Source organism: Roseimarinus sediminis (assembly GCF_050433125.1).
In the GTDB taxonomy this organism is placed as follows: domain Bacteria; phylum Bacteroidota; class Bacteroidia; order Bacteroidales; family Prolixibacteraceae; genus Roseimarinus; species Roseimarinus sediminis.
The window spans coordinates 343,019-366,201 of sequence record NZ_JBNPXV010000001.1 but is presented as its reverse complement, the minus strand read 5'-3'; the positions used below and the strand labels follow the sequence as shown (position 1 = coordinate 366,201).

At 47.0% G+C, this 23,183-nt stretch carries 9 protein-coding genes; 6 read left to right on the top strand and 3 right to left on the bottom strand.

The window, feature by feature from the left end:
* Positions 1 to 29 precede the first annotated feature (29 nt).
* The 6 genes from FHS86_RS01445 to FHS86_RS01420 all read left to right on the top strand — a co-directional run bounded on the left by FHS86_RS01445 (position 30) and on the right by FHS86_RS01420 (position 15,559).
* Complete coding sequence (locus FHS86_RS01445) at positions 30 to 3,698, top strand: sensor histidine kinase (RefSeq protein WP_429410369.1); 3,669 nt, start codon at positions 30 to 32, stop codon at positions 3,696 to 3,698.
* Between the two features lie 21 nt (positions 3,699 to 3,719).
* On the top strand, positions 3,720 to 5,222 hold the full coding sequence (locus FHS86_RS01440) for a type I glutamate--ammonia ligase (protein WP_429410367.1): 1,503 nt from the start codon (positions 3,720 to 3,722) through the stop codon (positions 5,220 to 5,222).
* 93 nt (positions 5,223 to 5,315) lie between these two features.
* Positions 5,316 to 6,617, top strand: coding sequence for a pyridoxal phosphate-dependent aminotransferase (locus FHS86_RS01435; RefSeq protein ID WP_429410365.1), 1,302 nt, complete (start codon positions 5,316 to 5,318; stop codon positions 6,615 to 6,617).
* A gap of 16 nt (positions 6,618 to 6,633) precedes the next feature.
* Positions 6,634 to 7,482, top strand: coding sequence for an endonuclease/exonuclease/phosphatase family protein (locus tag FHS86_RS01430; protein WP_429410363.1), 849 nt, complete (start codon positions 6,634 to 6,636; stop codon positions 7,480 to 7,482).
* A 218-nt stretch (positions 7,483 to 7,700) separates the two neighbouring features.
* Positions 7,701 to 11,096 (top strand): family 43 glycosylhydrolase, encoded by a 3,396-nt coding sequence (locus tag FHS86_RS01425; RefSeq protein ID WP_429410361.1) that lies wholly within the window; start codon positions 7,701 to 7,703, stop codon positions 11,094 to 11,096.
* A gap of 272 nt (positions 11,097 to 11,368) precedes the next feature.
* Positions 11,369 to 15,559 (top strand): BNR-4 repeat-containing protein, encoded by a 4,191-nt coding sequence (locus FHS86_RS01420; RefSeq protein ID WP_429410359.1) that lies wholly within the window; start codon positions 11,369 to 11,371, stop codon positions 15,557 to 15,559.
* Positions 15,560 to 15,937: 378 nt separating this feature from the next.
* Here the strand turns inward: FHS86_RS01420 and FHS86_RS01415 are convergent, their stop codons facing one another.
* From FHS86_RS01415 to FHS86_RS01405, 3 genes are all read right to left on the bottom strand, one after another.
* Positions 15,938 to 17,083, bottom strand: coding sequence for a glycoside hydrolase family 88/105 protein (locus FHS86_RS01415; protein WP_429410357.1), 1,146 nt, complete (start codon positions 17,081 to 17,083; stop codon positions 15,938 to 15,940).
* Between the two features lie 96 nt (positions 17,084 to 17,179).
* Positions 17,180 to 18,970, bottom strand: a complete 1,791-nt coding sequence (locus FHS86_RS01410) for a glycoside hydrolase family 2 protein (protein WP_429410356.1) — start codon at positions 18,968 to 18,970, stop codon at positions 17,180 to 17,182.
* Between the two features lie 424 nt (positions 18,971 to 19,394).
* Positions 19,395 to 23,033: a LamG-like jellyroll fold domain-containing protein gene (locus FHS86_RS01405; RefSeq protein ID WP_429410354.1), complete on the bottom strand. Its 3,639-nt coding sequence runs from the start codon at positions 23,031 to 23,033 to the stop codon at positions 19,395 to 19,397.
* Positions 23,034 to 23,183 lie beyond the last annotated feature (150 nt).

Below are 23,183 nucleotides of genomic sequence, written 5' to 3'. Positions count from 1 at the left end.
AAAATGAAGCCACCACAAAGCTGTTGCCTATGAAACTAACCAGCTATTTGCGAAAGCCAGCATTGCTACTTGTTGTTTTTACCCTGCTTGGAATATTTTCCGAAAGGTATGTAATGACCGGTGGAATCAGACAGCAGGACATCAAACGTTTCAGCCGCACCCTCCATGAAAAGGAAAAGCAGCTTGATGAGCTGATGAACGGTGCAGCCAAAAGGCTCGACACACTTCAGTCGGATCGGCTCGAAAAACGATTTGAGACGCTTAAGTCATACAACGAACTTTTTGAGCACAAAGAGTTAAGCCTGCTCATCACTCAAAATGATGAACTGGTATATTGGTCAGATCATGTGGTAGCTTTTAAAAATGAAATCACGCTGGCAGGCGAAGGTTTTGTTCAGTTGCCCAACGGATGGTATGTGTTGAAAAAGCTGAGACAAAACGAACTGATGGTTTATGGTCTTATTCTCATTAAATACAATTATAAAATAGAAAACGATTACCTTCAAAATACCTTTGCCAAAGGCTTTCATCTACCCGATGATTTTGAAGTGCATTTTTATAAAACCGAAAGTTCATACCCTATATACAGCAAAAGCAACAGCTTTCTTTTTTCGATCGCTCCATCGGGTTTACTACCCTGTATTTACAGCGACCTTTATGTTCCGGCTGCCTTTTACCTGCTGGCGCTTTTCCTTTTATTCACATTGATTTACCGGATCAACACCCACTACTTTCATCGCTACGCGCGCCTGAAGTTGCTCATCCTGCTGTTGGCGCTGCTTGGTTTTTACAGTCTCATCAACCAGTTCAACCTTCCGCGATCGGTTTATCTGCTCAGGCTCTTCTCGCCCGATCATTTCGCCTATTCTTCTTATTGGGGTTCTCTGGGTGAATTTCTGCTTTTCTCACTTTTTTTGTTTTTCTGGGCCATTAATTTTTCACGGACTTTCGACCTGCCCGAAAAAATCAAGAACAAACAAAGTTTACGAAGCATTGTACTGGCAGCATGGCTGATAAAGCTGGCCCTTGTGTTTGTCTTCATCCGCTATATGATTTATACCCTGCTGCTCAACTCCAGTATTTCGTTTGCCTTGTACCGGATTGAAGAAATCAGCATCTACAGTTTTCTGGGTTTTTCATCCATCGGATTACTTTTTCTGACCTTTTTCTTTCTGGCCTACCGAATAACCAGGATTTTCCGCAAAAATACCTCGCAAAGAGAAATGCTGCTCATGGTGACAGTACTGATGCTGGTTTTCACCTTGCTCACCATCCTGATTCGGCCTCCCGAAAGCATCAGACTCAGCTGGTTTTACTGGATCATTGTGCTGACCGGCTTTTTTATCAACAAACGACAGGTGGTGAATCATCAGCTTTCGCTCATTGTTTTATTTTCGTTGATATTCACTTTCTTTTCTTTAATCAACCTGCTTCGCTTTGTTGAACAACGCGAAAACAAAGTACAGGAATTAATGGTGGTTAATCTGTCGGCCGAACACGACCCCACAGCCGAAGTCTTCCTGCGCGACATCGACCATCAACTGAAATCGGATACCCTGATTCAAAACTATCTCACTCCACCCTACCTCGAACTCGAAAGTTATCTTTTCAGAAGGTATTTTGGTGGTTATTTCAGGGAATACGATTTACAGTTTACCATTTGTGCACCTGCCGACAGTGTGGTCATTCAACCTGAAAACATCATGCAGCCCTGCTATCCCTTCTTCGACCACCTGATTGAAGAACACGGCATGTCGATCCCGGGCATCCGTTTTTCGTTTGTCGATAACATGAACGGCCGCATCACCTATTTTGGCGCCTATCGTTTCGGAGAAGCAAGCAAGGAAGTGACGCTATACATTGAACTGAATTCAAAATTCACTTCCGAAGGCATTGGTTTTCCTGAACTTTTACTTCCATCAAATACTTTTGAAAACCGGCTTCGAGGAAGTTTTTCGTTTGCCAAATACAACAAGGGTGAACTGGTTGACCGCGGAGGGGATTTTTTATACGCCCTAACCCCCATGGCTTACCCTCTTCCCGCAGAGGAACTAAGTTTTGCATCGTGGGATGGCTACCAACACTGCATTTATCAAACCGGGGAAGACAGCTACATTATTGTAAGCCGCCCCGAGCAGGGCTTTTACGACTATTTGATTTCCTTTCCCTATATTTTTGTATTTCTTTTTCTGCTGGCACTGCTTGTCAGTTTTGCATCACGTCCTTATTTGAATCTTACGGCCTATTCCGGTTCACTAAGAATGCGTATACAGGCAGCCATTATCGGAGTGGTATTTGTTGCACTTTTGCTTGTAGGCAGTGGAACCATACTATACAACATTGCCCAGTACCGGGCCAATCACCGGAACGACCTGATTGACAAGATCAATTCGGTATCGGTTGAAATGGACATGATCATGGGCGAGATCGAATGCTTCAACGAACAATTAATTGACTATCTCTCTTACGATTTGGTAAGAATATCTGATGTATTCTGGACCGACATCAACGTTTACGACACCAACGGAGCACTGATTGCCACTTCGCGCCCCGAAGTCTTTGAGAAAGGACTTATTTCGACACAAATGGACAACACGGCCATTTTTCAGCTGAATAAGAACCAGCCGACCCGGTTTTTGCACAAGGAACACATTGCCGAAATGGAATACCTTTCGGCTTATGTGCCCTTTATCAATCGAAGCGGAAAAAATATTGGCTACATCAATCTGCCCTATTTTACCAAAGAGCGGGAGTTTCGACAGGAAATCACCACTTTTATTCTGGCTTTCATTAACATTTACGTTTTTCTCCTGCTGGCCAGCATTTTGGTTGCCTATTTCATTTCGACACGAATTACCGACCCGCTTAAACTTATCAGGGAAAACCTGCGTGGCATCCAGTTGGGAAAAACAACCCGGCGCATCGAATACAACTCGGAGGATGAAATTGGTTTGCTGGTGGCCGAGTACAACAGCAAAGTGGAAGAACTGGCGCTAAGCGCTGAATTACTGGCACGCTCGGAGCGGGAAACTGCCTGGCGCGAAATGGCCAAGCAAATTGCCCACGAAATTAAAAATCCGCTTACTCCGATGAAACTGAACATTCAGTTTTTGCAACGTTCGAATCCGTCTCTTACCGATGACTACCAGGAAAAACTGAAGAAAGTAACCGATACGCTCATCGAACAAATCGATAATCTGTCGGCCATTGCAACCGAATTTTCGAACTTTGCTAAAATTCCCAAAGCCCGGAATGAAAGCTTTGAACTCACCTCGCGGCTGCGTGAAATTATCAAACTTTACAACTACACAGGGCAGGTCGAAATGCTGACCCCATTCGAGCGCCACAACACACTCATGGTGTATGCCGACAAGGAGCAATTTTCGAGAGCCATCCTCAACCTGATAAAAAATGCAATACAGGCAATTCCTGAAAACCAGGAAGGTAAAATAAGCATCGATATCGAAGTACAGAAACAAAATGCCACCATATCGATCAGCGACAATGGCAAAGGCATTCCACCTGACGTTCAGGAAAATATTTTCGTCCCCAACTTTACCACCAAAACAAGTGGTGCAGGTTTGGGACTGGCTATTACAAAAAATATAGTGGAAAATTTCAATGGCAGCATTTGGTTTAAAACACAAGTGGGAAAAGGAAGTACGTTTTACATTATGATTCCACTGATAAAAAAATAACCCTCATTCAAACTACAGCTTATGGCCGATTTTCATTTTACAGCCAACCTGCTTGAGCGCTACATTCAAAAAACAGCCAGTGAGTTTACGCTCAACGACATCATTAACTATGTTTTTGAAAAGGAGATAGAAATGATCAACCTCCGCTATGTGGCTGAAGATGAAAAGCTGCACACGCTCAACTTTGTGGTTACCGGCCGTGAGGAGCTTGAGAACCTGCTTCGTTACGGTGAAAGGGTGAATGGTCATGCCGTTTTTAGCTATATGCAAAACGATCACCCCGATTTGTATGTCATACCCCGTTACAACACGGCTTTTCTGAATCCCTTCAGTGAAATTCCCACCATCGACCTGCTGTGCTCCTTTCATACCTGGGATGGAGAGCCACTTGAATCGGCTCCCGCCAATATTCTTCAGCGTGCTGTTGATTTATTTACCGCCGAAAGTACCTACGATGTTAAAATATTCGGCGAACTCGAATTTTATGTGGTTAGCCAGATCGATCACAGTTATGTGAGTGATGAAAGCAATTACCAGAGTTCGGCTCCCTTTTCAAAATTTGAAGCCATCAGGGTCGAAGCCATCAGAACCATTGCCCGCTGTGGAGGTAAAATCCGTTTTGCCCATGCCGAACACGGAAGCTTTAAATTGAACAACAGACATTACGAGCAACACGAAATCGAGTTTCTGCCATCGTCACCGGGCGAAGCCATCGATCAGCTGCACATCGCAAAATGGGTACTTCGCATGATTGGAAGAAAACATGGTGTCGACATCGTATTTTCACCCAAAGTGGCAATCGATCAACCGGGAAACGGACTGCACATCCATTTGATTCTCGAAAAAGACGGGATCAATATTTTGGGTGAAGGACGCGAATTCAGAAAAACAGCCATGCATACCATTTCCGGAATACTTCAACATGCCGGTTCAATTACAGCCTTTGCCAATACCATTCCTACTTCATTTCTCAGGCTAAATGACCAGTTAAGAGCACCCCATTCGGTTTGCTGGGGGCCATCGAACCGTTCGGCACTCATCAGGATTCCAAAAATCAACATGAAGGCACTGAATGATCAGAGCCAGCAACGAAACAAAAATCGGCACAAGCAGGAATTCATCTACAACCAGTCGATCGAATACCGCGGGGCTGATCCATCGGCTTCACTTTATCTTTTTGTTGCCGCCATTCTGGTGGCCGCCACCCACGGTCTGCACGACGAAGAATACATGGTGCGGATGAAGACCTGCCTGGTAAGCGAAAACCTGAATGATCCTGAACAGGCTGCTGCCCGCTCATCGCTCACCCCGCTACCTGCCTCGTGCCTCGAAGCCGCCGAACAGTTGCTGCACGACGAAGACCTTTACACCGAAAGCTATCCCGTCTTTCCCAAAAATCTCATCCAGCACCTGGTTCTTCAGCACAGGCAAATGGGAGCACTTTGGCGAACAGAAGACAAGGATGCAAGCCGGAACAACGAGGCCATCGGTCGAATGATCGAACACTTTATGCACTATCGTTAACAGGAATGAACCTGTAATCTTTCAAAAAAAACAGTGAAAATTGCTTCTTTTCAACTTTCAGTTTTATAAATTACACCGACAAAACCATAGGCTATGTCGCGTGTAAAAAAGAGCAATCATTACGTTAATCTGAATTTGAATGTAAGGGGATTGAGCCCTTCGGCCACTCTTATGATCAACGAACGCAGCAATGAGCTGATTCAAAAGGGGCACACGGTTTACAAGCTCGGACTGGGGCAGTCACCATTTCCTGTTCCCGACATCGTTCAGGAAGCCTTGCGAAAGAATGCCCATCAAAAAGATTACCTGCCGGTCAGGGGGCTTAAGCCCCTGCGTGAGGCCATTGCCGGCTTTAACTACCGCCGTCAGGGCATTCAATGCACCGCCGACGACATCATGATTGGCCCCGGATCGAAAGAACTCATCTTCATTTTACAATTGGTATACTATGGCGAGCTCATCATTCCCACGCCAAGCTGGGTTTCCTATTCTCCCCAGGCACGCATTGCCGGAAGACATGTGACCTGGGTTCCCACCAGCGAAGACAACGACTGGCGCCTGAGCCCCGAAAAGCTCGATCTGATTTGCCGCAGCGATCCCGATCGTCCCAGGGTGGTCATACTCAATTATCCTTCGAACCCAACCGGATCAAGCTATCCAAAAACCCGCCTGAAAAAGCTGGCCGATGTAGCCAGAAAATACAACCTGATTGTTGTTTCCGACGAAATATACGGACTCATTGATCACTCGGGCACTCATGAGTCGCTTGCCCGTTATTATCCCGAAGGTACCATTATCAGCAGCGGACTCAGCAAATGGGCCGGAGCCGGTGGCTGGCGGCTGGGGACCTTCACCTTTCCCAAAAACCTGCGCTGGCTTCAGGATGCCATGGCCATTGTAGCCAGTGAAACCTTTACCTCAACCAGTGCACCCATTCAACATGCCGCCATTACTGCCTTTGAAGATCATCCCGAAATTGATCATTACCTGCTTCATTCACGCGCTGTGCTCAAGGCTTTGGGCAACTACATGGCAGGCCGGCTGAGAAACAAACAGCTTACCATGCCAAGCCCCAAAGGAGGATTCTATCTATTCGTCAATTTTGAATATTATCGGGAAAAGCTGAAAGCAAAGGGAATTCTCACTTCTTACGAATTGTGCGAAGCCCTGCTGAACGAATGTGGCATTGCCATCCTTCCGGGAAGCGACTTTGGTCGCCAGCCCGAAGAACTTACCAGCCGGATGGCCTATGTCGATTTCGATGGGAAAACCGTTTTGGATGAGGCAATGAAACAAGACACCATTGTCGATGAAGTTTTTATCAAAACCCACTGTGGGAAGATGGTTGAAGCCATCGAGCGGCTTGAACAATGGCTCGATGCACTTAAATTATAATTTTGAAAAATTAATCATGCGCTACTTTCTAATTCTACTGTTTTTTCAGCTTTCAATCCCTGCAACATCTGCCGGCAGTGAATACCTCACCCGACTGATGACTTTCAACATCCGATATGCAAGCACCAATGACGGTGAGAACCAATGGGAAAAAAGAAAGACCGCAGTAAGTGAGCTCATTCGTTTTTATCAACCCGAAATATTTGGCATACAGGAAGGACTGAACCACCAGCTAAGCTTCATCGATGAACAACTTCCCAACTATACCTTTGCCGGTGTGGGGCGCGACGACGGACAGCAAAAGGGTGAATACAGTGCGCTGTTTTACGACAGCACCGCTTATGCCCTGATTAAACAAAATACCATTTGGTTAAATGAAGGGCTGGTGCCTTTTGAAAAAGGATGGGATGCTGCTTTCCCGCGCATTTGTACCTATGCGCTTTTCAAACACCAACAAAGCGGACAAAAGCTTTGGGTCTTCAACACCCACTTCGATCACCTTGGAAACATTGCCCAAAAAGAATCGGCCAGGCTCCTTCTTCAAATCATCGATTCACTGAATGCCGAAAACGATCCGGTGGTTTTAATGGGCGATTTCAACTCAGTTCCCGAAAGCGGTCAAATGACGCTGCTTACCCGTACTTTTGATGACTCACGCCTGAGTACTCAAAAAACAGCCTATGGTCCCGAAGGAACTTACAACGCCTTTGATCCTTCACGGGTGTTAAGCGAACGCATCGATTATGTGCTGGTAAAAAATCTTACTGTGCTTTCGCAAATACATATCGACGACCGACGCAGCGATCAATTTTTCATCTCCGATCACCTGCCTGTTATGGCGACTTTGCTTATTTCGGCTCCCTGATATTTCAGTTCTTCACTTCCATAGGGCCTTTTTGCGCTTCGGTACTAAAAGGCAATAATGTTTGAGTATTTACACACTTTCAATCTGCCGCATCGAAAAAGTTTCAAAGCAGATCGAATATGTGCTAAATGCTTGAATTTTGTAACAGTTTCTTTCATTTTACAGCTAGTCACAGCGTGGCAATGGTGGTATTTTTAAGTTTTTAAAATATGACCAAAATGAGTTCGAATACCAGATTTAGATTTTTAGTGCTTGCCATTGCCATGCATACGATCACTTTCATGATCCTCATTTCATTGTTTGCTTTTACGCCGCACTCAGGAAATGCAAGCGGAAATTTGCAACTGCATTACAATTTTTCAGGAGTTAAACCCGGTACCTTTTCCGTTCCCGACATGTCGGGAAACGAGCACCACGGAACCCTGATGAACGGAGCACTGATTAAAAACGCCGGAAAACAACGGCTGCTTGAGCTGGGCCAGAACAATGCCTACCTCGATATGGGCAGCAGCACCGGTGAGCTAATCGCCTCGCTAAACGAATTTACCCTTTCGGTTCTCTTATACATCGACCCGTCGACCAATCTGGATGCAGCCGGCAACTTCATTGCCACTTTTGCCAATGCCGAAAACATCGCTGATTTTCCAAAAGGAAACATGTTTCTGGGTGCCCGCACCACCCGCCTTGCCATCAGCAAAACCAACTGGCAGAACGAAGAAGGCGTTGGCTTACAAAGAACACTTCCCAAAGGCAGGTGGCAACTTGTAAGCTTTACATTGAAAGGAACTCAGGGAACCCTCAGCATCGACGGAGTGCCGGTTCAAAAAGGACGGATCAATACCCGGCCTTCCGATTTGGGCGCTACCACCCACAATTATCTTGGAAAATCGTGCTATGCCAGCGACCGCTACCTGCAAAATACCCTGATCGCTGATTTCAGAATCTATAATAAAGCGCTTGAAGCCAATGAGCTTTCGGGCCTGGTTAAGCTGGCCAATGAGTTGAATGCACCACTGTTTGCAGAACAGCTCAGCGAAGCAGCTGCTCACTTACAAATTGGCAGTGAAATGGTACGTACTCATTTGAAACTTCCCGTGGATGCAGCAAACGGAATCAAAGTAAGCTGGACTTCGTCGAAACCCGAAGTGCTTGCTTCCAACGGAAAAGTTAATCGTCCGGCAACTGGAGAAAAAACCGAAAAAATAAAACTTACTGCCCTCCTTACAAAAGGAGATGAACAGCTTGAAAAACAATTCAAAATAAAAGTACTGCCTCTTCCTGAAGATCGGGATGCTGTTGAGACCGATGCTGCCGAAATAAAGCTGAATGCCAACACCGATCAGTTGCGCAGTAAGCTCGACTTGCCTGTCATGGGGATTGAAGGCTCGCTGATTAGCTGGAAATCGGATCGTCCCGACTTTTTGAGTGATGAAGGAAAAATTCTTCAGTTTTCATCCGAAGGAAAAATACCGGTTCGCTTAACAGCCACTGTACAAAAGGGCAATGCGTCAAGAACTCGCCACTTTGACCTGCAAATAGCGCAGGATGAAGGATTTTCATCCTACCTTTTTGCCTACTTTACCGGCAACGGCCCCAATGAAGAAGCCATTCATTTTGCCTTAAGCAACGACGGTTTCAATTACAGGGCGCTGAACGACGGAAAGCCGATAATCGATTCGAAAGCCATCAGTACAACCGGTGGCGTTCGCGATCCGCACATCCTGAGAGGCCCCGACGGCTACTTCTACATGGTGGTCACCGACCTGCATGTTCCCACCTGCGGATGGAGCAACACCGCCATGGTATTGCTGAAATCAAAAAATCTGGTCAACTGGACCCACAGTAAAATAGACCTTCCTCAAACTTACAGTGAGTTCTCAACGGTTCACCGGGTTTGGGCTCCGCAAACCTTTTATGATGAAAGCAGTGGGAAATACATGGTCTATTTCTCGATGAAGGAGCCCAAGGGCATCGACATCATTTATTATGCCTACACCAATTCCGACTTTACCGCATTTGAGTCGGCTCCAAAACAATTGCTCTACAGTCCGACCAATAATGCCTGCATCGATGGTGACATTGTTTTCAAGAACGGAAAATACCATCTTTTCTTCAAGACCGAAGGCAGTGGCAATGGCATTAAAAAAGCAGTTTCGGATCAATTAACCGAAGGCTACCAGCTCATCGATCATTACGTCGATCAAACCGATTCGCCGGTCGAAGGCTCGGGCGTTTTCCGTATGATTAACTCCGACACCTACATCCTGATGTACGACATGTACACCAGCGGGCGCTATCAGTTTACCGAAAGTACCGATCTGGAAAACTTCAGGGTAATCGATAACGAAATTTCAATGAATTTTCATCCCCGTCATGGAACCGTAATTCCAATTACCCGGGCCGAAGCACAGCGCCTGGTTCAAAAATGGGGCAGCGTTTCAGAACTTGGCTATCACAGTAGCGCTTCCGAAGCCGTTAAAAAGAACAATGTGGTGGTCAGTGAAAAGGACGCTACGGTTTACCTTCCCGTAGAGGCCGGAACCGATCTTACATCGTTCAACCCGAAGCTTTTATCGTTTCCCGGAGCAAAAATCAAGCCCGCTGGTCCGGTTGATTTTTCAAACGGCCCTGTCGCCTATACTTTCAGTGCCGACGGAGTGGGCAGCAAAACCTGGAGTGTTGAGGCAGTAAGCGACCACAACCCGGTACTCAGCGGCTATTATGCCGACCCTGAAATTATCTATTCGGAGAAAGACAAAAAGTTTTATCTCTATCCGACCAGCGATGGTTACGACGGCTGGAGCGGCACTTATTTCAAAACCTTTTCATCGCCCGACCTGGTTCACTGGACCGACGAGGGAGTGATTGTTGATTTACTCACCGATGTCGACTGGGCCAACCGAAATGCCTGGGCTCCCACGGCCATCGAACGAAAAATGGATGGAGCATACCGCTATTTTTACTACTTCACCGCCGCCCAGAAAATTGGAGTTGCTGTGAACGATCAGCCATACGGACGCTTTACTGACAGCGGCAAGGCATTGGTTGGAGCAAAACCAGCAGGAGTACGAGGTGGCCAGGAAATCGATCCTGATGTTTTCCACGATCCGGTAAGCGACCGTTATTACCTGTACTGGGGCAATGGTTATCTGGCCTGTGTGTTGCTGAACGACGACATGGTATCGTTCGATGAGGAATCACTTAAAATCATTACACCACCATCGACCTTCCGTGAAGGTGCCGAAGTATTTTACCGCAACGGACTCTACTACTTTATGTGGTCCGAAAACGATACCCGCGATGCCGACTACCGGGTACGCTATGGCTATTCATCGCGCCCCGACACCATTGAAGTGATTCCTGAAAACAACCTGGTGATTGCCAGGGATGATCAAAATGAAATTTACGCCACAGGCCACAATTCGGTGATTCAAATTCCCGGAAAGGATGAATGGTACATCGTTTATCATCGCTTTACCCGTCCCAAAGGAATGAGCATGGGACGTTCGGCCGGCTTTCACCGCGAAGTGTGTATCGACCGCATGGAATTCGACAGCAAAGGCATGATCCGACGGGTAAAACCCACATTAAAAGGAATCGATCCGGTGAAATAGAAAGTCGGAGAAATATAAAAGATGATCAGTTTTTGAGTTGAAAGTTAGATCAGAGAATAGGAAGTAGTTAGAAAAGGGTTGTTGCGTAAGCGACAGCCCTTTCATTTTACAGGCACAATTTGAAGCGCAATTCTAATAACGCTCTCAATATCGAATATCTGACAGCGTTTTTAGAAAACGTAGCCCAACTCCATCATACGAGCCTGTATTTTTATGCTCCATTATCAAAACAGAAGTTCGGGCACGGTTCAGCTTCTTCTATATTGAATCACATGACAAACAACAAAACCATTTTCACCAGTCTCATTTTAATATTCATCTTAGTAAGTCTGCCATTCCGGGATGCAAATGGACAGCAAGATATGCCAGGCGACCTGCCCGGTGAAACGTCCAATTATGCCATGAGTCTGCCGGGTGGAAGCGATGGCGCCCTTTCAAATATTGAGCTTACGGGGCTTCCGCTTAACAGTCTTCCCTACACCATCGAAATTTGGATTAAACCAGAGGGAAATCAGGCCGATAATGCCGGAATTTTCTATCACAGGGGAAGCGGAAATTCGGGGATACAATACAGCTCGGGCTGGCAGGGAGCAGGCAAACTGCGCTTCATGACCAACAGTGCCGACGATTATGGTTTGCTTTCGGAGGCACTCAGTGCCGGAGTATGGCACCACCTTGCTGTAGTGCTCACCAGCACCAGCCGTACTTTGTATGTCGATGGGAAAGCCTACACTGAACAAGGCACTTATTCGGCCTACGATTTCTCAGCCGGTAAGCTTTATCTGGGCTGGGACAGTGCCCTTCCCGGGCGCAGCTTCAAGGGCGAAATCGACGAAGTGCGTGTTTGGAATACCGAAAGAAAGGCGACAGAACTTGAAAACGCAAAAAAAGAAGTACTTAGCGGAGAAGAAGAAGGCTTGCTTGCCTACTGGAATTTCGACGATGCAGCCGACGAAAAAGTAAGCGATCTGAGCGGAACACAGCACGGGATCATCCATGGTGGTACTTATGTTCAATCATCGCTTTTTAACGAGATGGAAGAGAATCCATCGCAGTACATCGCCCATCAAAAGCTTCCTGTTGAAACCCTTAGCAACTCAGCATCCACTTCGGTCGAAGGTGCCAATTTTGCATCTTTTCAGCAGAATGCCATTACCACCTACAATGGCTATCAGTATGTTAGTTATTGGAATCAGGTTTCGCAGGTTTGCATTGCCCGGAAAAAATTACCTGTTGGCTCATGGGAAGAGATTGCTTTCACCGATTACACCGTTTCTCCAACGCGCGTTAGAGACAATCACTATACTATTTCGATGGGCATTTGCGAAAACGACGGAAGCATTCACCTGGCCTTCGATCATCACAACGATCCGCTGCATTACCGTAAATCGCTTACAGGCCTAGCCAACCAGCCCGACTCGATGGAATGGAGCAGTGCCTCCTTTGGTCAGCGCCTCAACTACCTGGTCGAAGGAAAGGTGGTCGACAATGTAACCTATCCGCGTTTCATTCAGAAGCCCGACGGCGATCTGCTTTTCGAATGTCGTTTGGGATGGAGTGGCGACGGCGATGATTTTCTTTGGGACTATACGGCCTCGAACGGCCAATGGAGCTATGTAGGCGAATACCTGAACGGTACCAATGTGGGCGAAAATGCCTACATCAACGGGCTCAATTACGATCCCAACGGCCGCTTGCATGTTTCGTGGGTTTGGCGCCAAACGCCCGATGCACAAACCAATCACGATGTGTACTATGCCTACAGCGACGACGATGGACGCACCTGGTACAATGCCGATGGCATCCAGGCAGGAACGGCCGGAACAAGTCCCATGGGCATGCACTCCGAAGGATTAAAAGTTTGGGATGTGGGTACCAACCGCGGTCTCATCAATCAGGAGTCGCAGGCAGTTGACAATAACGGGGGCATTCATATTCTACAATCGTACATCGACGAAGGGGTAGCCAATACCGGCTTCTGGAATTCCCGCATCGTGAATGGTAAATTGCGTCACATTTATCGCGATGATTCGGGCGAATGGCACAACGATGAAATTGGCCCCTCGACCCGCAATCGCAGCGAAATTGCGGTAGACGAAAACAACAACCTCTTCGTGGTCGCACCCAATTACCGGATTTACTTTGCCGCTGCGGCCGATCAGTGGCAAAACTGGATTGAATTCGACCTCTCGGAAAGCAACGCTGCCATGAACGAAGGCCTGATTGACCGTGAAGCCCTGCTGAATGAAAATGTACTTTCGTTTGTTTTTGCCCACAGCGACAACGACGGCAAAATCATCGTACCCAATTACCTGCTTGAAAAGAAAAGCAAGGGAGCCGGCAAAGGCCTTAATATCAAAATATTTGACAAGAAAGGCGGGCAGTTGCTGAGTGACAGCACGGCCACCATCCTGCTCAATGAAAATGAAATAAGCATTCCCGGTGATTCAGCTTTTGTACAATTTGAGGGAATTCTCGAAACAAGTTATGCCGAAGCTTATATCCTGCATCTGACAACTACAGGAGCCGGAGCCCTGTGGATCAACGAAGTCAAAGTTCTTGAAACGGAAGCAAATAGTGAGGCGCAGGAATACATTAGCCTGCTTGAGCTTCAACCTTCGCACAAATACCGGATCAGGTGGGAAGGCAGCTATGGAAGCAAAATACTGACTCGGCTGGAATGGTCGTCCGAAAGCCAGGCCCGTGAATTGGTTCCTGCACATGCCCTGTACGAAGCGATCACCCCGCGCATGAAGCGATCGGCCAATGCAAGCCTGTCAGCACTGAGTGCATCCGAAGGTGTGCTTTCACCAGCTTTTTCACCATCGCTGGGAAACTACACCCTGCTTTTGCCTGGCAACAGTGCAAGTATTGAAATTACAGCGCTGACCAGCGACCCGAACGCCACGGTTGAAGGAGCCGGTACCATCGATGTATCGAATGGAAGCGGAAGCTTTTCCCTGCTTGTAAAGGCGGAAAACGAATATGCACAAAAAGAATACAAGGTTTCTTACATCACCCTTGCCTCGAACAATGCTTTATTGGCTTCACTAAGCAGCGACCGTGGAAAACTAACACCTGCTTTCGATCCCAGTATCAGTTCTTACCAGCTCGAAGTTCCCAGTGGAAGCGAAACCGTTCAGTTCGAGGCAGTGACATCAAGTCCGTTTGCCAGTGTTGAAGGACATGAAAACATCAGCCTCAGCGGAGGAAAAGGAAGTGCCAGTATCATAGTAACTGCCGCCGATGGAACGACAACAAAAACATACAATGTTAAAATAACAAGTCCCGTATTTGCTTTAAAGCACTCCTATACTTTTGATGACGGAACTGCCAATGATCATGTTGGCGGAGCCCATGCCACACTGCATGGAGGAAGCATCAGCGAAGGTATTTATTCGACCTCGCCTGGCGGAAACGACTACATTGAATTGCCGGCAGCACTCATAGCCATTGACCAATACACCGAGCTGACCGTTGAAGCCTTTGTAAGTGCAGGAAATGGAAGCAACGGGGGCAATACCATGTTGAGCTATTTTGGCGACCAGAGTGGCTCGTATGGAAGCAACTATTTTTTCACCACCCTTTCGAACGGAGGGAAAAGTCGTGCAGCCATTTCATGCGGCAACACCTCATCGCCCTGGAGCGCTGAAACAACAGTGGATGCGCCCCGTATCGACGACGGGAAAAAACACCATGTAAGTGCCCACCTCAGCGCTGATATAATTACCTGGTACATCGACGGCCAGAAGGCGGGTGAAAGCCAACTGGCCGCCCACAATGCCATTTCGGAACTAGGAACCAGCATGGCCCTGTTGTGCAAAGGAGGCTACACCAGTGATCCTACCTGGAAGGGTTCGATTCACGAGTTCAACATTTATAACGGAATGATGCCCGACGCGATGATTCAGGAACGGGCCGCAGAATTTTTAAGGGAGGCATCGGACAATGCGCGTTTGTCGACTCTGAGTGCTGAACCAGGTCGCTTGGAACCCGCTTTCGACCCCGAACAATATTCGTATACCCTTTATGTTGAAGCGGGAACTGAACAGGTGTTGATTACAGCACTTGCCGAAGATGAAAATGCCACAGTAAGTGGCGCCGGATATGTAACGCTGGAAGACAGCAGTACATTAGCTACCATAAAAGTAACAGCCGAAGATGGAAGCAGCACTATGAGCTATACGGTGAACATCACCAGAAAAACCGGCCATCAGAATGATTTACAAAACAAAGTTCAGGTGTATCCCACACAAAACAGTGGCAGCTTTACCGTCGTATTTGATGAGCTGCCCGGAAGCATCGCGGTATACGATGTGAACGGCCGACTGTTGCACCGACAAAAAGCCGCTTACATCAATCCAATACAACTTCCACTGAAAAGGGGCACTTACTTTATTGAGACCCTTGGCAGGGGAAAAACGGAGATGCACCGGATACTGTGTGTGCCCGAAAAAGAATAAGGTGGAAATGTTGGGCTTTTTCTTTTTTAAGCCCCTTCGCGATTATGATTTGCCAAATAATGAAATTCATCAATGGAGCAGGAATGCACTCCCGCTCAAAAAATAGTGAAGGGAGTGGGCGAATGCTCTGATTGTTGTTTCGGCGTTCGATGCCGGCATGCTGCGGCAGGACGGAGGCGGAAAACAAGCAGGGGTGGCAGCCGTGACTGAACCCCGCGGGCGGAGCGACGGAGGAGCTCCCGCCCGCGGGTGTGAAGGCCGGTTGCTGCCCCTGCTTTTTGGAGCCGCAGGCCGCCCGGCCGCCCATATCAATAAAAAAAAGGTAACACGGGCGCCTCGGGGCACAGGTGTTACCTTTCGCTATATTTTGAGTCGGGCTTATTGGCCACCCAGCAGTTTGTACATTTCGGAAGCGGCCAGCAAAACGGCGCCAACACCAAAGTTAGAAGTCGATTCTGCATTGACCACCTGACCGGGAATGGCGCGCTCGCCAATGGGCTGCACATAACCCACCTTTCCGTTGGCGGCAATGGCTGTGCCGGTAAGATAATCCCACGATTTTTGAACCACGGGCAGGTACTTGCGGCTTTTGAGTAAACCATTGTTAATGCCCCAAAGGTAGCCATAGGTATAAAAAGCAGTACCGCTGGTTTCGGGACCCGGGGCATGCTCGGGATCGAGGATGCTGCGCGTCCAGTAGCCTTCGGGCTGCTGGCTTTGCTTAAGCGATTCGGCCATTTTCAGGTAGGTATCGACCAACTCGTCGCGGTGGCGATAATCGGCCGGTAAATCCTGCAATATTTTGGCCAGTCCGGCAAAGACCCATCCGTCGCCGCGTGCCCAGAAATCTTTCTTTCCGTTAAGGCTTTTGTGCTTTGGATACACATATTTGGCATCGCGGTAAAAAAGGCCGGTCTCCTCGTCGTACATAATGCTTTTGGCAAATGAAAAATATTCGTACAGCTTATCGAGATACAGCTCGTTGCCGGTAACATTGTAAAGCTTGGTCATAACAGGCATTACCATGTAAAGCCCGTCGGCCCACCACCAGTAGTCGTTGTTGGGGGTGCTCATCTGGTACTCCATCACCTCGATGGCGCGGGCAATTTTTGAAGAATCTTTTTCGGCATCGAGCTCAAACAGGTCGATGTAGGTTTGAAAACAAATCTGCCAGTCGCCAAAAAGCACAAAGTCGTGCGATTCACCATAATGGTATTTCCAGTTTTCGCGTTGATCCGATTTGGCTCCTTTCCACTCGTTGTGAATGGCCCAGGCTTCGGAATAGGCACGATAACGTTCAAGTTGGGTAATTTCGTAGGCAGCCATGTTACCGGTGTGGTAAGCGGCATTGTCCCAGAATGCCCTGCCGTGTTGAGGATGTTGTTCCTGCCAGTAATCGTTCACCTTTACAATTAATGCTTTTACTTCGTCGGCTTCGGGAAGCGATTTTCTTTTTGCTGCACCCTGACTTGTTACTCCGCTAAAGAGCAAAACCATCAGGAGGGTTCTAAAAATTAAACTCATTATTTTCTGTTCTTTATGTTTTGCATAACAGCCGGCGAATCGCTGAGATCGCTGCGTCGCCGGCTTGTTTTTTCAGCACGTGTTGTGCGTTCGGTCTTATTTTTTCTGTTCGTACCAGTCGCGCATTATGAAAAATGCTTTTTTCTTAACGCCCATGTTCGATACAAGTCCCTTGCGGTTGAATCCATCCTGAATTCCGGGCAGCAAACGGCGTGGAGAGAGAAAGTCCATCATGATCCATGGTGCAGTTCCTGCCAGTTCCATCTTGTCGAACATGCCCACGCTCTGACGGTAGAGTTCTTCCTGGTACTCTTCGGTCCAGCGCTGGGTAGGTTTACCATGGTGGCCCTGCAGTGCACCTCCGCCAAATTCACTGATCACCACCGGCTTGTCGTCGGGAAGTATCCAGTTCATGCGCGAACACTTTTCGGGTGTTCCGTCGTACCATCCAATGTAACTGTTAAAGCTCACCACGTCGACAATGCCCATCAAAGGATCGTCGATTACGGGAGTAAAGTTATCGCGGTATTGTTTTTCCATGGCCATGCTGATGAGCCGGCTATTGTCGAGCGAACGTGCATGGTCGACCATTTTGGTGAGAAACTGGTTACGTATGTCGCTGTGCGGTGTTTCGTTGGCCAGCGACCAGATAATTACCGAACCCCGGTTGCGGTCGCGGGTAATCATTTCGTTGAGCTGGTTTTTGGCATTTTGCAGTGTCTCCTCGTTATCGAAACTAATGGTCCAGTAAACCGGAATTTCGCTCCACACCAGGAAACCCATTCTTTCGGCCTCGCGTACCATGTGTTCGTTATGCGGGTAGTGCGCCAAACGCACAAAGTTGCTGTTCATTTCTTTGGCCCAGCTTAAAAGGGTATGCGCCTCTTCGCGGGTATTGAAGCGGCCCTGACGGAAAGGTGCTTCTTCGTGCATACAAATGCCACGGAGAAAGACCGGCTCACCGTTCAGTAAAATCTGATTTCCTTTGGCTTCGATGGTACGGAAAGCGATTTCATCTTCCATGCTGCTTTCGGGTGTTGAAAGCACCAGCTTGTATAGTTTCGGATTTTCGGGCGACCACAATTCGGGTGCAGCTTTCAGACTGAATGCGGCGATTCCCTCGTCGTTGGCTTGAAGCGTCAGTTTCTTTTTAAGCTCAGGAAGCTCGATGCTGATTTCGGGGCGGGCTTCCCCATCGAGTTTTACCCAGCCACTGATCAGCTTCCGGTTCGTTCCTTCAAGCGAGATGGAATAGTCGGCAATAAAGGTCGATTCTTCTTCGATGATCATCACATCGCGTGTAATTCCACCGTAGTTCCACCAGTCGGTATTGACCGTAGGCACCTCGTCGCGGTGGCGTTTGTTGTCTACTTTAACAATTACCTTATTCAAGCCGTCCTTCATTTTATCACTTACTTCAAAGTTGAAGGGGGTGAATCCGCCTTTGTGGCGTCCGAGCAATTCGCCATTGAGGTAAACAATGGCTTCGTAATTAACAGCTCCAAAATAGAGGAAATAACGTTTCTGATCTTTCTTAGTGAAATTGAAAGCTTTGCGAAACCACACGGTTCCTTCGTAGTATTTCAGTTGCTCGTCGGCGGTATTCCAGTCGTGAGGAAGATACATATCGGGCGACTCTTCGAAATTGTATTCCACAAGGTCGCCTTCCTTAACTGCCACATCGTCGCGAAAAAAGCCCCAGCGGCTTGGGTTTAAGCGATAATCGTAATAGCCCGTTTCATACGGATCGACGATGTAATCCCAGTGGCCATTCAGGGAAACAGTCGTACGGTTAGGTACGTTGGTTAACAGTTGATGCAGTCCCTGGTTTGCTTTTGTCCCCGTAAAGACAAAAAGTAACAAGATTGTAATAACAGATAATTTCATATTATTAGTTTAAAATTTCAGATAGAATATATGAAAACAATTCTTTCAGCTGACCAGTCTTCCACAACCAGCCAGTATCTGTGCTTGTTTCGCTTCTACATTGTCTGCTTAGATTTTCTCCAAGCATTATGACAGGCTAAAAGTGCCCTGGTTTAATTAAAATTTAGTTTTAGTCGCTTTTCCCTTTGGCACAAGATCACCCCGCTACAATGCTTTAATACAAACAATATTAGTGATGCTCTTCTGAATTGCTTATTAAAAAATTAAATATTTGTATCACAGAATCATAATTCACCCTTTATGAAACAAAACAACCCCTTCCCGGAAAAAGCAGATTTAATTTAAGCAGAAAACCTGTTTGATTCAATCAATGAAAAAAGGACCGCCCGGAGGCAGTCCTTTTTACATTATGAGAAATTTTAACTTATTGCTTAATAATTCTGAAGGTTTTTACCTGTTGATTGTTTTCAACTTTCAACAAATACATGCCATTTTGCTCAACATTTACGAGTGTTTTGGCAGAGGTACTTCGCTGTTCACTCACTTTGCTTCCGGTAATATCGTAAACCGAAATCAGGCTTTCGCCACCTCCGGTTTGTACGGTAAAGGAAGTATTGGTTACAGTCGGGAATACCTTAATGGCAGCTGTATCAAATCCATTAACAGCTACTTTCAACTTGAACTCGATACTGTAAGTCGCCTTTGTACCATCGGCAGCAGTTACAACAACAGTAGTTGTTCCGGGCAGCGAAGCAGCAGCATTTACCTGAACACTTGCTCCGGCGTTGCTTGCAGTGGCTGTTACGGCCGGTACAGCGGTAGTACCTGTAGGCAGTTCAACAATGTAGCTTAAAGTAGCTGCATCGAATCCTTCAACAGTTGCTCCGTCAACCTTGAGGTCGGCAAGACTTGCATCGGCCGAAAGTTCAACGGTAAAGTGAATGCTGTAGGTGGCAGTTGTTGAACCATCTTCGGCAGTTACCACCACGCTTGTTGTGCCTGGCAATTCGGTAGCGGCTGTTACCACAACGGTAGCGGCTGAATGATTTGCTGTAGCGGTAACCGTCGGCACGCTTGCAGTTCCTTCAGCTAGTTCGACATCGTAGCTGTAAGTCGATGCTGAGAAGCCGCTAACACTTGCACCATCAATCAACAGATCAGCCAAAGCGGCATCGGATGAAACTTCAAAATTGAAGTTAATGGTATAAGTAATGCTGTTTTCGCCATTGGCCGAAGTTACTACAACAGTAGTTGTACCGGGCAGTTGGTCGGCATTGGTAACAGTAACGGTAGCACCGGCATTTTGGGCAGTAGCGGTAACAACAGGAACAGTGGTAGCCCCTGCTGTCATGATTGAATCATAACTAAGCTTTGTTGGTGCGAAATCGCTAATAGCCACTCCGTCGACTAATAATTCAGACAAGGTAGCAACTGCTTCATCACTATCGGTAGGATAAGTAATGGAGCGCATGGCGACTGTTTCGGCATCCATTACCCCGCTGTAGATATTGAATTCATAGATCGATCCCAGCCAGGTTGCATCGTTTACATAGCCTCCTTTACAAAGATAAGCCATGGCATCGCTCAGCGCACCAATGGTGTTGTGTGCTGCCAAACCTGCTGAATTAACCAACATACCATCGATGTACCAACGAATGGTATCGTTGGTCATGGTGCTTACAATGTGGTGTGAGGCACCATCATCGATCAAAAGGCCATCGACTCCGGTTTCGGCTCCCCATGGTGCCGAATAGCTTCCACATGAAATGGCTGTACGGCTTTTTCCACCGTTGGCCAAAGCAGTGTAGAAATAATCGGTACCATACGATCCGCTTGTATTTCCAAAATAAGAAAGCATGGTATTTCCACCATTCAATCCATTTCCGGCCATTACGTAGGCTTCAACAGTAATCGAAGGATATTGGTTAATGGCAATGTCACCGGCAGGCAACTCAATGTGATCGCCCGGATTTGAGGCAGTATAAACACCACCTTCAACCGAACCACCATTAATTACACCATTGGCACCTGCCACTACATCGGTGGCTGTTCCATCAGCAAAAGTATAGGAGTGATTCAGCGTAAGCGGAGTATTGACCACATAATGAATGTTGTAGCTCAGTGAGTATTGACCATCCTGTGAGGTAACGGTAACGGTATAAGTTCCCTTGTCGCCTTCGACTGAAACACTGCCGGTACCTGAAACGGTGGCTTTGCTGTCGGCGGCTTCGGCAACAATGTTGGCCGAAGTAGTTCCTCTTTCAAAAGTAACATAGTAATCGGTAACCTTTGGTGAGAATACAGGCTTTAAAGTCATTCCGTCAACGGCCAGGGTGTCGAGTTCGAGATTGGCACGCGGGAATGATTCGGCATAGGTTCCACCGGTAATCAAACCGTGGTTTTGTCCCGAAGTAGCATCAACAGCCTGAGACGAGTTGGGAAGATCAAAATTGTAATAGGCTACCAGATTGCTTTCATTTCCTACGAGCACTTCGTAGCTGTTGGCATCGAGCTGCTCGGCCGACAAAGAATCGTTCCACACACGTACTTCGTCAATCAGGCCTTTCAGCGCACGGTCGGTGCCACCATGATCCCAGCCAAGGAAAACCTGTCCTTCTGAATAATCGTAAGGAGCATTGGCTTTGGCCTCTTTATAAACCGTGCCATCGATATACAGCGTACGGTAGTTTTCGGTCAGTACCACGGCCACATGGTGCCACATATCGGTCGAAATAACATCGCTTACCACACCATAGTCGCCTGAAATATTGGTCATAAAACGCATTCTGCCAGCACCTTGCCAGCCCGAAGAGTATTGAACTCCGGCATGTACATCACCATTGCGACCATACAGCAATCCGGCATTGTTGTTTTGGGCTCCTTCAGGTTTGATCCACATTTCAATGGTATAAGGCAGCGTTTTCAATGCCAGCCCCGAAATGTCAACATTGCTTTCAGCACCTAAAACACCTGGAAGATGAAGGGCATAGTTTTTACCGTCGGCTTCTTCGATGTTAATGTTGTACGTGGTTGTAGCAGAAGCATCGAACGAAGTCACAACCAGGGTGGCTGATCCCGATCCATTGCTTAGTGTAATGGTACCGCTGCCGCTTACCGAAGCTTCAGGGAAATTGGGAAAACCAATAACATCAACCATCGTTGTTCCATTGGGAACAATCAGTGTGTACTCTGTAACTGCCCCACTAAAAGCCGGATCAAGCGCACCCTTTGAAAGATTAATAGAACCCAAAGTAGCGTCGCCATGACCTTCGTCGACAAAGATGGCCAAATAGTAGGATAATTCGGTGCCATCGGCAGCGCTTACCACGACTTCAACATCAACACCATCGCCAGAAAATGCAACCAGGCCATTGATAATTTCATTGCCTAGTCCATCGTAAAAAACAACACTACCAGCTTTTCCATTGGCTTCAGCCGCCAGCTGGATTGCTTCAGTTCCATAAGGTACCGACAATTCATATTCCAGTACTTCGGGATTGAATTCAGGTGAGAGTTCACCCACGGTAGTTGTCAGACTGGCCAGCGTAGGATCGTTGAAACCCAGCTCATCGGGCGACAGCACAAGCCATACGCCACGATCGTTGCTCATACTTTTATCGGGATAGATACCAGCGCCATTGTTGTAGTCATCGGTTCCTACCACCTGATCGTCGGGCTTACTTACTGCATGCAAATGCCAGTCGCCGGTTTCAGGGCCGGGAATAAAAGTAAAGCGATAATCAGATGAAGTTTCGGCTGTATCGGCCGCAAAGCCCATTTTCCAACCTTCAAAATAATGCCAGTAATTCGAATCCTGATTGATAATGAAATATTCACCTGCAATATGACTCTCAATAATGCTCATTTGTTGGGCAGTATTGTTGGTGGTAATTTCTGATAAAATCGAACGATTATCGTCAGGATTTTCAGTGATGGCATATCCACTGGCTTTGTGGATAATGTAGTAAATCTGACCATCTTCGGGTGTGAATTGTGCAAAAGTGTTGATACTGCACAACAACCCGATCAATACAAATAAAAAGTAAAGTTTAACTTTTTCCATATACATTCAATTTAGTTAATAATTAGCTATATAGTACTCTTAATCTTCAACTTACAACGACTGCGTTTTCTGTTTCTTTGTTGCCACATGAAAACGTCCAGGTGATCAACATGAGAATGGCAACATTTCTGTCATCCTATCAACATTCAA

Excerpts from the sequence above, each read along its gene's own strand:
- FHS86_RS01435 (WP_429410365.1), top strand. The coding sequence starts at position 5,316 with ATGTCGCGTGTAAAAAAGAGCAATCATTACGTTAATCTGAATTTGAAT.
- FHS86_RS01415 (WP_429410357.1), bottom strand. The coding sequence starts at position 17,083 with ATGAGTTTAATTTTTAGAACCCTCCTGATGGTTTTGCTCTTTAGCGGA.
- FHS86_RS01440 (WP_429410367.1), top strand. The coding sequence starts at position 3,720 with ATGGCCGATTTTCATTTTACAGCCAACCTGCTTGAGCGCTACATTCAA.
- FHS86_RS01405 (WP_429410354.1), bottom strand. The coding sequence starts at position 23,033 with ATGGAAAAAGTTAAACTTTACTTTTTATTTGTATTGATCGGGTTGTTG.
- FHS86_RS01430 (WP_429410363.1), top strand. The coding sequence starts at position 6,634 with ATGCGCTACTTTCTAATTCTACTGTTTTTTCAGCTTTCAATCCCTGCA.
- FHS86_RS01425 (WP_429410361.1), top strand. The coding sequence starts at position 7,701 with ATGAGTTCGAATACCAGATTTAGATTTTTAGTGCTTGCCATTGCCATG.
- FHS86_RS01420 (WP_429410359.1), top strand. The coding sequence starts at position 11,369 with ATGACAAACAACAAAACCATTTTCACCAGTCTCATTTTAATATTCATC.
- FHS86_RS01445 (WP_429410369.1), top strand. The coding sequence starts at position 30 with ATGAAACTAACCAGCTATTTGCGAAAGCCAGCATTGCTACTTGTTGTT.
- FHS86_RS01410 (WP_429410356.1), bottom strand. The coding sequence starts at position 18,970 with ATGAAATTATCTGTTATTACAATCTTGTTACTTTTTGTCTTTACGGGG.